Annotated in this window: 10 protein-coding genes; all 10 read right to left on the reverse strand. The window is 29.7% G+C overall.

Features of this window, described 5'->3' with window-relative positions:
- Positions 1 to 124: 124 nt before the first annotated feature.
- On the reverse strand, positions 125 to 577 hold the full coding sequence (locus Q0V24_RS00290) for a hypothetical protein (RefSeq protein WP_297517380.1): 453 nt from the start codon (positions 575 to 577) through the stop codon (positions 125 to 127).
- Positions 578 to 685: 108 nt separating this feature from the next.
- The gene (locus tag Q0V24_RS00295) at positions 686 to 4,423 is read right to left on the reverse strand and encodes a 5'-nucleotidase C-terminal domain-containing protein (protein WP_297517382.1); all 3,738 of its coding nucleotides are present in this window, start codon (positions 4,421 to 4,423) and stop codon (positions 686 to 688) included.
- Positions 4,424 to 4,878: 455 nt separating this feature from the next.
- The gene (locus tag Q0V24_RS00300) at positions 4,879 to 6,351 is read right to left on the reverse strand and encodes a DUF4179 domain-containing protein (protein ID WP_297517384.1); all 1,473 of its coding nucleotides are present in this window, start codon (positions 6,349 to 6,351) and stop codon (positions 4,879 to 4,881) included.
- A gap of 2 nt (positions 6,352 to 6,353) precedes the next feature.
- Positions 6,354 to 6,878, reverse strand: a complete 525-nt coding sequence (locus tag Q0V24_RS00305; protein WP_297517386.1) for a sigma-70 family RNA polymerase sigma factor — start codon at positions 6,876 to 6,878, stop codon at positions 6,354 to 6,356.
- Between the two features lie 255 nt (positions 6,879 to 7,133).
- Positions 7,134 to 7,871, reverse strand: a complete 738-nt coding sequence (locus Q0V24_RS00310) for a YebC/PmpR family DNA-binding transcriptional regulator (RefSeq protein WP_297517388.1) — start codon at positions 7,869 to 7,871, stop codon at positions 7,134 to 7,136.
- Positions 7,872 to 8,022: 151 nt separating this feature from the next.
- A complete protein-coding gene (locus Q0V24_RS00315; protein ID WP_297517389.1) occupies positions 8,023 to 8,682 on the reverse strand; it encodes a YigZ family protein in 660 nt (219 codons plus the stop codon).
- Positions 8,682 to 10,109: a PLP-dependent aminotransferase family protein gene (locus Q0V24_RS00320; RefSeq protein ID WP_297517391.1), complete on the reverse strand. Its 1,428-nt coding sequence runs from the start codon at positions 10,107 to 10,109 to the stop codon at positions 8,682 to 8,684. Before Q0V24_RS00320 ends, Q0V24_RS00315 begins: the two co-directional genes overlap by 1 nt.
- Positions 10,099 to 10,995: a nucleotidyltransferase domain-containing protein gene (locus Q0V24_RS00325; RefSeq protein ID WP_297517393.1), complete on the reverse strand. Its 897-nt coding sequence runs from the start codon at positions 10,993 to 10,995 to the stop codon at positions 10,099 to 10,101. The genes Q0V24_RS00320 and Q0V24_RS00325 overlap by 11 nt, the downstream gene beginning before the upstream one ends.
- Positions 10,996 to 11,058: 63 nt before the next feature.
- Positions 11,059 to 11,502, reverse strand: a complete 444-nt coding sequence (locus tag Q0V24_RS00330) for a hypothetical protein (RefSeq protein WP_297517395.1) — start codon at positions 11,500 to 11,502, stop codon at positions 11,059 to 11,061.
- A gap of 246 nt (positions 11,503 to 11,748) precedes the next feature.
- Complete coding sequence (hflX, locus tag Q0V24_RS00335) at positions 11,749 to 13,536, reverse strand: GTPase HflX (RefSeq protein ID WP_297517397.1); 1,788 nt, start codon at positions 13,534 to 13,536, stop codon at positions 11,749 to 11,751.
- Positions 13,537 to 13,631 lie beyond the last annotated feature (95 nt).

The raw sequence follows: 13,631 nt of genomic DNA on the forward strand, positions 1-13,631 counted from the left end.
TTATTAAAAGTTTTTTCCTCGTTTTTTCTCATTTTAACGATAAAATTTGTATAATTATAACATGAAAAAGCAGTATATATTTTATTACGACAAAATATATACTGCTTCAAACAAATTATTCATTTTAGGTTGTGCATATTATATCTATCCATGAATCTAAAATTTCACTAAGGATACTTTCATCCATATGCTTTCTTAAACTTTTACTCATTTTAGAATATTTATCGTTTGAATTTAAATCCATCTCTAAAATATCTAAAACTTCAATTATAAAATCTTTAAAGTCATCTACCTTCACACACGCTGTTATTTCATCTAAATCGTCATATAGATATATAGGTGAACTATCCTCATCTAAATCACAGAAAAACATCTCACCCGTTAATTCAAGAGAACCTATAATATATCTGTTATCTTCCCATTCATACTGATTAAACACCTCTTCATTTGCATCTTCTAATGTTTCTCTTGAAAAAATTCTTAAAGGACACTCTGAAAATACCCCTTTTGTTAATGGATATATTTCATCTAAGTTTCTTAAAAGAATTTCTAAATTTTCACTTCTTTTTTCATTCATAAAAATTCTCCCCCTAAATACTTCTATACAACAATTAATATTCAACAAAACTTAAAAAATCCCTTTAAAAAGGCACTTAGAAAAAAAAATTTTCTAAGTGCCTTAAAATCAACCTATTTTCTTTCTTTTATTTAATAATACCATTCCGCTAACTGCAATTATTGCTATAAGTGCATATGGTAACAATCCCATATCTCCTGTTTCTGGTAAAACATCTGGATTCTCAGGGTCTACCACTGGAGGAACTGGCTTTTCTGGATTAACTATAGGTGGCTCTGGTTTTTCTGGGTCTATTACTGGTGGAATTGTTGTATCCTCACCATCTATAGCTACCTGTTCATTGTAAACAAATTTAATATCTTTTACTTCTCTCATTTTTTCTATTATAGCATCTCTTACTGCAACTCCACTGTCCTTAACTTCAATTGCTCCACTAAAATCATAGTTATCACCTTTACCATACATAAAGTCAATTGTAACTACACTATAATGCTTGTCCATTTCTATTTTAGTACCATCTGCAAGTCTCATAGATGATATTCTACTTCCTACTTCTTTTGTACTATCATAGTAAACTTGTAGTCCATAATATTGAACCCAACCTATATTAGTATTCATAATACCATGCTCCATAACTCTTTTAAGGTCTGAACCTTTAAGTTTCATAGTTACAAGTGTATTATCAAAAGGCATTACATCCCACATATTACCTACCGTTATATCACCTTTATCTATTGATGTTCTAAGCCCCCCACTATTTGTAAGAGCTATATCAGCACCTGAAATTTCTGACATATACTGACTCATAAGTTGTCCAAGTTTTGTAACTCCATTATATTTTCTATCATGTGTTAAATCTGTATCAGTAGTTGCTATAACTTCATTTAATATTGGATTTAAGTCTTTTTCATACTTAGCTACAATTTCTTTTGTTACTGCATCTTCTGGTAATGTATCAACTCTCTCTGAAAGTTTATCATAGCTTGGTGTTATTGTTATTTTTCCATCAATAAGTTTATTTATTTCAAGCTTTCCAAGTGCTCTACCTTTATCATCAGCTTGAACTATTGGGACCCCATTAACTTTACCTGCAACGTACTCATGGCTATGGCCACAAATTATTGCATCCACATCTTTAGCATTTTTAGCTATCTCTGCTGCCTCACCTGTGATAGTTCCATCTTTAGCTTGCTCAGCTCCAAGATGACTTAAAACAATTACTAAATCAACATTTTCTTCTTCTCTTAAATGCTTTGACCATATATCTGTAGCTTCTGTTGGATCTTTAAACTCTAATGATTCAACATTCTCTGGCTTTGTTTTATAAGCACTCTCTGGTGTTGCAAGTCCAAGGAATCCTATTTTAATTCCATCAAACTCTTCTATAGCATAAGGTTTTGCCCATTCTACTGGCTTATTTGTAGCTTTTTCATAAATATTAGACGCAAGGAATTGAATATCTTTATTCCAAGTTTTTATTTTATCTATTCCCCAATCAAACTCATGGTTTCCAACTGCTGTATACTTCATCCCCATTTCTTTAAGAACTTTTGCTACCGGCTCTCCATATAATAAGTTTGAAATTGCACTTCCTTGATATAAATCTCCTCCACCCACAAATACTGTGTTAGGATTCTCTGCTTTAATTCTTTTAACCTCACCTGCAAGCTTTGCAGCTCCTATATTTTTACCACTTTCAGCTATACTTCCATGGAAGTCATTTACTGATAATATATTTATTGATGTTTCCACTGCAAATTCTTTTACATCATCCCATGTAACTGACTGTGCATTTGGAGTTCTTCCATCTTCTGATGTTGGAATATCAACTTTTCCTGAATTGATAGCTTCAACTGCAACTTCTCTTTGAGCATCATCCCAGTCATTCCCTACTATCTTCCAGTTATTATCTACTTCTCTTTTAAGCTCACCATTTTCAATGTTTTGAATATAATCTGCTATCATATCTCTTATATCTGATATTGCATCAGCACCAGTATCTTGTACTTTTTCATGCTCGCCTTCATCAAATACTTTAGCTGCTAAAACTGCATTATATCTATAGTCATTCACTGTTAAATAAACTATATCTTCATCTTCTACTTTTTTACCATCTTTCTCATATACAAAATTTTCTATTCTACTTCCAGCTTCTTTACTAATGTTAATATCATATTTAACACCATCAAGCATGTCATATAAGTAGAATCTAATTTCTGGATTAAATGAGATTGTTAAATCTCCATCTTTGTAAGTATTAAAGAAATTTGCTGTCCACTCTGCATATTTTTTAAGTTGTTTTCCTGTAGTTTTGATAGTGTAAAGTTTATTATCAAATTTATATATTCTAGCTAAATTAGCCTTTGTAACTTCACCTCCCTTTAAATTTGACTGTGGGTCAAGCAGTGCTGCCCCTGAAATATGATATGAGTTCTCATAATCATCAAATTTTGAAATAGCTGGCTCGCTATAATGTATTTGTACTTTATTTATTAAATCTGTTATTCCTTGGTCTTCTATTGCTGACTGTGGAATATCTTTAATTTCATTAGGCTCTGCTAAATCTTTATCAAGAGTTCCTATAACTCCATTAGCATCTGTAAGAGCTACTTGATGTTCTGTTGATAATGCCTTTTTCACATTTGAATCTTCAGCAATACCTTTTGTTTTAATTAATGATGATTTTTTATCTACAACTTCATATACATCATTTTTTTTCTCAAGTGTAAACTCAAATTTAGAAACACTATTCCCATTGCTTCCAGGTTGTGAAACTATAGCATTATTTACTGGCGCACTTTCTATTGTTGTATGACTATGTCCTGCTAAAACCCCTGAAACTTCAGGATTTTTAGTTGCTATATCAGTAGCACTATCTCCATCTCCATATTCATTATTAAGACCTACATGTGATGAAACAAAGTATAAATCTGCTCCGCCAACTTGTTTAATTTCCTCAATAACTTTAGTAACCTCTAGATCTGGGTTTGTAGCATTATATCCATCTAAATGAACTTTATCCCAGTTAATGATATTAGGTGCAACTACACCTATTATAGCTACTCTTACTCCATCAACTTCCTTAATCATATAAGGCTCATAAACTCTTTTTTTATCCTTATAAAGGTTAGAGCATAAGAAATTAAGTTTTTCATTTCCTTGTGACATAAAGTTATTCACTTCACTAATCCCTTGATTGAACTCATGATTTCCAAGTGAAAAAGCATCATATCCTATAACATTCATTGCTTTTACCATTGGATTTTCTTTGCCTATAAATAAATGATTATAATTTCCTTGAACTGTATCTCCATTATCAACAATTAAAAGATCTGCATCTTTAGCTCTCTCTTGATTTACAATTGTAGAAATTTGATCAAGTCCACCATCCACATCTGAATTTGCAGCATAATCATAACTTACAAATCTTCCATGTAAATCACTTGTTCCAAGAATTGTAACAGTCTTTTGCTCTGCTACTTTCTCTTCTTCAACTTCTTTTTTCTCTTCTATCTTTTCTACTTCCTCAGTTATTTCTTCAACAACCTCTTCTTTTTCTTCTTCTATCTCAGGTGTTACTACTACTTCTTCACCTTCAATATTTTCTTTATCTAAAACTTCATTATTTTCTTTTTGAACTTCTTTTTCACTTTCTTCCTGTTCTTCACTTGGAACTTCTAAATCTTCATTTACCTCTTTTACATCTTCTTGAAGAAGATTTTCTTCTACTGCAGTATCTATTTTATCCTCTGCAAATACATCAATACTAGGAACAAAAAGTCCTAACATCATAGTACATGCTAATAGAAACGATACTACTTTTTGCTTTTCACTTTTGCGCTTCATTTAATTTTCCCCCTTAATTTTATTAGTTTAATGTCTACTAAAACGGAAAGACATATAACGAATATAATCTTATTATAATCTATCTTTTGTTCGTTTTTGTATTTTTAATACTTCTTAACAAATTATTTCCATTTATCATTTGAAAATAAAATTGATTGATATTCTCATTAAATCATCTTAGCCTTTATTTAATGCAATTTCCATTTTAAATTACTTGTAAATAGATTAAATAATTTGTTTCTAAGTTCAAAGATATTTAACATATTTAAATATCTATCAATATAAAAATTTACAACTCAAAATAAATAATCTATTCTTATCTACAAAGAAAAACTATAATTAATTTTTAATATTCGTTACTTTTATTTCTACCCATAGTATTTTATTACTTTTTTCTTTCTTTTATTATAGAAAACAAAAAAAGTGAGAAATTTAATATTTCTCACTCTAAATCATTATTTTAAATTAACTTTCATAGTAAAACCTGGTTCTTGAAGTCCTGTAACTTTTGGAATTCCAACAGTATATTTCTTATTTCTATCTAACCCCTCAAGAGTCATACTATATATATGATTTTTTTCATCTTCAAAAACTCCATATCTTCTATAATCTTCACCAGTTATCATATCATTCATTTCTTCATCAAACACTTGAAGCTCACTTAAATTATTATAATCATAAACACCATCAGTTTTAAATGTAAACTTCGTTCCAAGGTCTGTATCCTCTATATTAGTTATCTCAATAAATTGACCTTTTGAAACTTCTATTTTATCATCAACAATATTATCTAAAGTTTTAAATCCATTTGAAATATTAACAAAGTGATTTACATTTTCCCCAAGATACCCTTGTTCTAACTCTTCAGTTGTTGGCTTTCTTGTTATAATTTTTTCTTCAAACTTTCCCTCTCCATTAAACTGAAGCAGTGCTGGGTAAATACCTTCTATTTCTTTATCAATTGTCTTTCCTCCAACCTTTTCTGAAATTTCTATATACTTAGCATTAGTTAAATCACCCTTGATACTAAAACTTCTCTCAAGAACTCCAGTTTTAGTGTTTAATCCATTATGCATATCCTCAATTGCATAAACATTTCCTTTATCATCTTTTACAATAAAGTTTATACTTTGAATATCTGACCCATTATTATCAAACTCTGATTTGCTAGGATTATCAGTATGTCCTCCCATAATAACGGTTGTGCTTATATCAGTCATTACAACTTCCTTTATATTTAAAGTATCATTATTATTTATTTTAACTTGCACATCTGAGTTTATTCTTTGTCCTTTTGTTTTTTCTCCATCAATTGCAAAATCCCACTTTCCTTTTAATGACTCTGAATTACTTTCCACACTTCTTATTTTTAATTTAATTTTAGAATTATCAGCTATATTTTTTTCTGCTATATGTGTTTCTAAAATTACCATAGCTGTAGTAGGATTAATCCTTTGAACTTTACTATTCCCCCTTATCTCTTTTCCATCTGCAAAGAATATCCCATCAAGACCTGTTATTCCATCTTTTAAATTTGCAACGTCTTCACCTGTTACCATAAATGTTGCCATAATATTATTTTCATCAAAAACGAATTCCTCAAATGTAATACTAATACCTTTATCAATAACTGTACTTCCTACAATTGTTGAAATATCTGAATACTTTTGTAAACTACCTCCAAATAACTCTTCATGGAAACTTTCCATAACTTTATTAAGCCCCGGCACTGCACTAACAAATTGTGGATTTACAACCCCAATCCCTGTAGTAATAACACAGGCAAGACCTGCTGCAATAAGTGCTTTTTTCATAAACTTATTATTCTTTACCTTCTTTTGTTTTCTTCCTCTTGAAATCCCCATTAAAACTGCATCATCTAACCCTTTTGGTATATCTATTAAATCCTTTAAATTCTTATCTTCCATAATTACACAACATCCTTTTCTACTATTTTTCTAAGTCTTATAAGTCCCTTATTTAAATAAGTTTTAACTGTCCCCACAGGATAATCTAAAACTCTTGCAATTTCTGTAATTGTCATATCATTAAAATACTTTAAAACAACTACTTCCTTATGCTTATCTTCTAATGAGTTAATTGCTTCCCACAAACAAATCTTTTCTTCACTTGTGATATCCTCACTTGCTGCTATGTTCTCAAAAAAACTACTATCATCTAGATAGATAACCTTATTATTTTTTTTCATAAAATCTAATGCATTATTTATTAAAATTCTTGTAATCCAAGTATTAAAATACTCTACATTTTTTAATTTCTCTATTGATATATAAGCCTTATAAACAGTTTCCTGAACTATATCAAGTGCTAACTGCTCTTCTTTTACATAAGCATAAGCCGTTCTATATAAATTTTCCTTACACTCATTCATTAAGAAAATGAAAGCTTGTTCATCCCCACATTTCGCTCTTTTCACCTTTTCATTAAAATCCATCTTCTGTCCCCTTATCTCTACGTAGAATTTTTATTTCTGTAATTGCTCTTACACTCATTAGACTATAGAAATATAGAAACGGTTTTGCTTTTTTATAAATTTTTATAAAAAAATAAAACCACCATTATATAAATGCTAGTTTTACTTACTTTACATGATTTTATTTTTCTTAATTTATTTTCTAAAAATAGAAACCCCTTAATTATAATAGAATATTTCTATCATAATTAAGGGGTAATAATAAACTAATTTAAATTAGTCTTCCCATCCTTCTGGGAATATTGCATTATGGTAAACATCTTGAACATCATCATCATCTTCAAGTAAGTCAAGCATCTTTTGGAACTTCTTAGCATCATCTTCATTGATTTCTGTTTCAACATCAGGAACCATTGTTACTGCTGCTTCTAAGAATACAAGACCTTTAGCTTCTAAAGCTTCTCTAACTGTACCAAAATCTTCTGGAGTTGTTGTTACTGTGAATACTTCTTCTTCAGCTGCAAAATCTTCTGCACCAGCTTCTAAAACCATCATCATTAACTCGTCTTCATCTTGGTCTTCTCTTTCAATAACTATTTGACCTTTCTTTTGGAACATGAATTCTACACAACCTGAAGTTCCCATGTTTCCGCCACCTTTAGTAAAGGCACTTCTAACTGAACCTGCTGATCTATTTTTGTTATCTGTTAAAGTTTCAACTATAGCAGCAACTCCTGATGGTCCATATCCTTCGTAAACTATTCTTTCATAGTTTACTGAGTTTCCTTCTCCAGCAGCTTTTTTAATCGCTCTATCAATTACTTCATTTGGCATATTTGCAGCCTTTGATTTAGCAACGATATCTCTAAGTTTCGCATTAGCATCAAGTTTTGGTCCGCCTTCTTTAGTTGCAACCGCAATCTCTTTACCAAGTTTTGTGAATATTTTACCTCTTTTTGCATCCATTCTACCTTTTTTACCAGCAATATTTTTCCATTTTGAATGTCCAGCCATTTGAACTCCTCCTAATTTATATATATATATATATTAACTTTTGTTTAATTCCATTTAAATCCTATTTAATTATATCATAATGCCTACATCTGTTCAACCAAGCCATTGATAAGGTTTAAAAAATATTTTAAATTCTAACTTTTATTAATATCTATTCATCAATTTCAAGATATAATCTATTGCCTTCTTTAAAATAAATATCTTCCATATCTTTAGTTATTTTAGCTTTTGCACTTGTAGCCTGTGTAACTTCTTTTTCAAGCTTTTCAAATTCTGAATTCTCTAAAAGAATATATATTTTAACACCATCAGTGAACTCAGTATCTTCTATATGCCAATTATTTTGACCACATAAATATTGAATTTTACCATATAAATCATATTCTATTTCAATTCCAACTCTTGTTCCATTAACTTTTTCTACAAGTCCCGCAGCATCAATCCCTATTGATGCCCCTTTAATATAAGCCCTTGTAAGTCCACCTGTCCCAAGAAGTATCCCTCCAAAATATCTAGTAACTACAACAGCACAATCTGTAATTCCTTGTTTTTTAATAACTTCAAGTATTGGAATACCTGCTGTCCCTTGTGGCTCTCCATCATCAGAATATCTTTGTATACCCATATTTTGACCTACTACATACGCAAAGCAATTATGTCTTGCTTGTTTGTGCATTCCTCTAATTTCTGCTACAAATGCCTTTGCCTCTTCCTCTGTACTTACTCTTTTTACGTATCCTATAAACTCGGATTTTTTTTCCTCAAAGCTATCTTCTGCTCTTTTTTTTACAGTTATATATTCTTTACTCATTAGCGCGTCCTTTCCCTTAGAATCTCATATATATTATTTATCCCTTGCTCAATTTTATTATAATCTATCTCAGAAAAACCTATTTTAAAACTTTTCTTTCCATCTCTAGGATTATGAAAATATATAATTCCTGGTGTTATAATAGTATTCTTCTCTATAAGTTTATAAAATAATTCTTTTCCTTCTATATCAACTTCTTTTTTTATATTAAGAAAAAGATTAAGTCCTCCTCTTGGTTCTACAAAATCAACATAATCCCCAAGTTTTTCATTTATAAGCTTTATAACATAATCATATCTTTTAGAATACTCTAAATTTAAAGTTTCTATATGTTTTTTCCAGTATCCCTTACTAATATAAAGTTCTAATGCTCTTTGCATAAGACTTGATGTTGAAATATCACTACTAGCCTTTGAATGTTCTAATATATCAGAAAATTTATCTGGTGCTATTAAATATCCAACTCTTACCCCTGGAAGAAACACCTTAGAAAAACTTTTTACATAAATAACTCTATCCTTATCTAAAGCTCTATAAGGTCTATGTTTTAACTCATCATCATATCTAAGTTCTGATAAATAATCATCCTCTAGTATATAAAAATCATATTTCTTTGCAAGTTCAATTATCTTTTTCTTCTTCTCTAAACTACAGCTAACCCCCGTTGGATTTTGAAAATAACTCATAGTATACAAACACTTAATTTTATACTTTTTTAATATCCGCTCAAGTGCTAAAACATCAATTCCATCATCCTCAACAGCTAGTTCAAAAATATTAGCTTTTCTAAGTTTAAAAACTGCAAGCGCCCCTGAATATGTAGGTTTTTCAACAACTACCCCATCATTAACATTTATAAGAGCTTTTGAAACTATATCAATCCCTTGCTGTGCCCCAGATGTTATAAGCATATTATTTATAGAATTCTCACCATTCCAAAATTCATTATTTATAACTTTTCTAAGCTTTTTATACCCTTGTGAATCATTATAACTAAGTGCTACTATACCATCTCTAGTCAAAACTTCATTAAATATCTCTTTAAGCTTGTCTACTTCAAAAAACTTTGCACTTGTAATCTCAGATGTTAAATCTATAAAATTATCATTCTTACCCGAACTTATACTTTGAAAAATTTCATTATACTCTTTCCTAAAACTTTTTATAGACTCTCTTTTTTTAGCATAACTTCCACTTCCCTGACTTTGGTATAAATACCCCTCTAAACTCAGTTTTTTATAAGCTGAAACTATCGTATCCTTATTTACCTCAAGAAATACTGATAAAGCCCTAATAGTTGGTAGTTTTTCACCATCAACTATTTGCCCACTATCAATAAGAGTTTTCACATGTTCTGCAATATCTATATACTTATGACTCTCTTCTTTAAACTCAAGCCTAAACTTATTATAAGAATTACTTTTCATAATAATATGTCAGCTCCTCTATAAGTTTATGCCCAGTTTGTGTAATACAATCTCTAGTTCCTTTTTTAATTATTTCTCTAGTTGCAAGTTCTTTTAAGATTTTATCCATCTCGATAGAAATTCCATCAAACTCTTTTTTTCCCTTTATCTCATGTATACTTAAAGGCTTATCCTCATTACTCAAAACTTTTAATAAAAGAGCTGCAATAACTCTAATATTTTTACTTAAAAACATTTGTGTAAATTCAATTAAATTCTCAACGGATTCACTATCACTACTATCCATTACCCTATCCATACAGATTTTAAAACTATCATCAAGATTAATAGCCATAGTAAGAGGATCACTACTTATTAGATAACCATTTACATTAAGATAAATCTTTGCAAGACTTTCACCAAGCTTCATCGCACTATAAATGGCATTATAATTCTTATTATTTTTTATTGCTTTTTCACAAAGCCCTATCGCTCTTATAAGGTCTCCAAGGTATGTAAGATTCCACCTATCTTTATCTATGTCATTTAAAAATTTATAATAATTATATCTATCAATAACATCTGGGTCTTTCCCAATAACTAGTTTTGATGATATAAGTTTTCTATGCAACTTACTTCCACCAGTAAAGTTTTCTCTAAAATCTAAAAACTCTTCTTTTGTAATAACCTTCATATGAACATCAATTCCACACTTCTCACCAAAAATATCCTTTAAATCTGTAGTTTTTTCATTTAAAATTATAAACATATCTATATCAGAATTTTTCCATATATCTCCTGTTATGATGCTACCAAATACAGTAACTCCAATTACATTGTCATTTTGCTTTAAATCGTCAATAAGTGTATTATATGCTAACTGATAACGCCTTATTGTTTCTCTCACATTTACCACTCCTATTATTTTATATAAATTCATTATAAGTTTTTTACTTCCTACTAACAAGATTTACTTCTTGCAAGGATTAACCGACGCATTAGATTCTAAAAGACATTTCATTTCTATATCAAATAAGTCTAATCCTTTTTCTACCTCATCTAATAATCTCTCAGACATCTTTAATGCCTTTTTAACTTCATGCTTCTTTGCATAAACATTATTAGCATACATATCCGCAACATGTGCAACATTACTAGCAGAACTAGATAGAAGCGCTATTATATCAATTGCTGGTTTTACTTTCCAATCATAAAAATTTTTATAAGTTTCATCTATTGTAAGATGAGCAAGACTAGAATTTATTCTTTGTAATCCTACTAACGTCGCCTCTAATTCCAAAATTCTAGTATTTAAATTCTTTTGCTCTTGAGAAGAAATAGTTTTTTCGCCATTTAAAGTATCTTGTTCTAGCTTTTTCATTAATTTTGCATTATCTTGATTGCTATTATTCATACTCTTCTCCCTTCAAAATAAATTATTATTGTTAATTATATAACTTAATAAATAAACATATTCTTATAAAAAACTCACTATAAAAAAAGCTATCTTACAATATATTAATAATAAGATAGCTTGTGTTTAATTTACCAACCGTGATTATTTTGTATTTTATCAGTAGCTCTATCAAGATTTCCTCTAAATTCACCTTAAAGCTCACAAAAAAGACTAGATATCTTAAAATATCTAGTCTTTTAAAAATTATTCTATTTCAAAGTTTGAACATTTATTTTTAACTTCTTCATCAACTTGTGCTTTTATATAAGTTCCTGCATCTCTATACTCTTCTTCTATAATATTCCCACCTCTATGAAGATAGGCAACTAATTGCTGGTCTGAATAAGGAATTAAATATTCTTTTACATAAAGACTAGTTGGAAGATGTCCTTCGATTTCAGCTAAAAGCTCATCAAGATTTATTTTCTGTGTTGTTGATATAGCAACAATTTTATATTTAGCTTTATAAAGTTCTTTAAGTTCTTCAAGTCTTTCCTCAGATATTAAATCTATCTTATTTAAAACTAAAATACTTGTTTTCTCTAAAGCTCCAAGTTCTGCTAAAACATTTTCAACAGCTTCAACCTGAAGTTCAACCTCATCTGAGCTTGAATCAACAACATGACAAAGAACATCAGAATCTATAACTTCTTCAAGTGTAGACTTAAACGCTTCTACAAGTTCATGTGGCAGTTTTTTAACAAATCCTACTGTATCTGTTAAAGTTATAGGTCTATTACTTGGAAGATTTACAGCTCTTGTAGTTGTATCAAGAGTGGCAAATAACATATCTGCCTCAAATACTTTTTCTTTTATCATTTTATCTTGTGCTGCAATATCACAAATTGTATTTCTAAGAGTTGATTTACCTGCATTTGTATATCCTACAAGTGAAACTTGAGGTATATTTTGCTTATTTCTCTTCTCTCTTTGAACTTCTCTTGTCTTTTTAATTTTCTTTAAAGCTTTTTGAAGTTCAAAAACTTCTTCTCTAATCTTTCTTCTATCAATTTCAAGTTTCTTCTCTCCTGGTCCTCTAGTACCAATTCCACCACCAGTTCTTGAAAGAACTGTGCCAAGACCTGTAAGTCTTGCAGAACGATATCTAAGCTGTGCAAGTTCTACTTGAATCTTAGCTTCTCTACTCTTAGCTCTTTTTGCAAATATTTCAAGTATTAAAGTAGTTCTATCAATTACCTTAACACCAGTAACATTTTCAAGATTTCTAACCTGTGAACCTGATAATTCATCATCAAATATTATAAGGTTAGCTCTAAGTTCTTGTCTTAGTCTTGCTATTTCAAAAGCTTTTCCTTTACCAACATAAAATGCTGTATCTATCTTGCTTCTATTTTGATAAACCACTTCAATAACTGGAACATCACAAGCTTTAGCAAGTTCTTTAAGCTCTACAAGACTATCTTGTGAGTCAGTACCAACTAAAATAGCTTTTTCACTATCATCTTCTTTTGCATCACTTGTCTTAATTAGTTCTTCAATATGATTAATCTTATCAAGTATATTTACACCTAGAGCCTGTTCTACTGTTAAATAAGGATATTCCTCACATAGAAGAACATCATTTTGAACTGCACATAATCCTATTGAAATATCTTTAATATTCCCTTCATCTATTGCAATAGCTGCAATTGCATCCAGTTTTAATTTTAAAAGTGCTGATGCATCTAAAGCAGAAAGTCTACATATTCCGTTAGGATGTGTATGTATAATTCTTACTCCTGATAATTTCTTTTCATTAATATCAATAAGTGGTATTTCAACACTTGTTGAATCTCCTATCGCAACACTAATTACTTTACCTTTTCTAGTAATAGCAACACTTATTTCTCTTTCAATGTTAGCTGTTACTTTTGATATTATATCTACTATTTCCTGTGCACAAATACTATGCTTTGGAACTGTTATGTCATATATAGCTTCTAGTTCATCTAATACCGTATTTCTAATTCCCTCGACTTTTCCATAAATCATTCTAAATCACTCCTTTACTGTGTTTAAAGCTCTCTAGATATATTCTTGACAATATTCTATTAATTTTATAATATAAATACAATATTGTAAATAGA

This window comes from uncultured Clostridium sp., assembly GCF_947039605.1.
Taxonomy (GTDB): domain Bacteria; phylum Bacillota; class Clostridia; order Clostridiales; family Clostridiaceae; genus Sarcina.

Excerpts from the sequence above, each read along its gene's own strand:
- Q0V24_RS00290 (WP_297517380.1), bottom strand. The coding sequence starts at position 577 with ATGAATGAAAAAAGAAGTGAAAATTTAGAAATTCTTTTAAGAAACTTA.
- Q0V24_RS00295 (WP_297517382.1), bottom strand. The coding sequence starts at position 4,423 with ATGAAGCGCAAAAGTGAAAAGCAAAAAGTAGTATCGTTTCTATTAGCA.
- Q0V24_RS00300 (WP_297517384.1), bottom strand. The coding sequence starts at position 6,351 with ATGGAAGATAAGAATTTAAAGGATTTAATAGATATACCAAAAGGGTTA.
- Q0V24_RS00305 (WP_297517386.1), bottom strand. The coding sequence starts at position 6,878 with ATGGATTTTAATGAAAAGGTGAAAAGAGCGAAATGTGGGGATGAACAA.
- Q0V24_RS00310 (WP_297517388.1), bottom strand. The coding sequence starts at position 7,871 with ATGGCTGGACATTCAAAATGGAAAAATATTGCTGGTAAAAAAGGTAGA.
- Q0V24_RS00315 (WP_297517389.1), bottom strand. The coding sequence starts at position 8,682 with ATGAGTAAAGAATATATAACTGTAAAAAAAAGAGCAGAAGATAGCTTT.
- Q0V24_RS00320 (WP_297517391.1), bottom strand. The coding sequence starts at position 10,109 with ATGAAAAGTAATTCTTATAATAAGTTTAGGCTTGAGTTTAAAGAAGAG.
- Q0V24_RS00330 (WP_297517395.1), bottom strand. The coding sequence starts at position 11,502 with ATGAATAATAGCAATCAAGATAATGCAAAATTAATGAAAAAGCTAGAA.
- hflX (WP_297517397.1), bottom strand. The coding sequence starts at position 13,536 with ATGATTTATGGAAAAGTCGAGGGAATTAGAAATACGGTATTAGATGAA.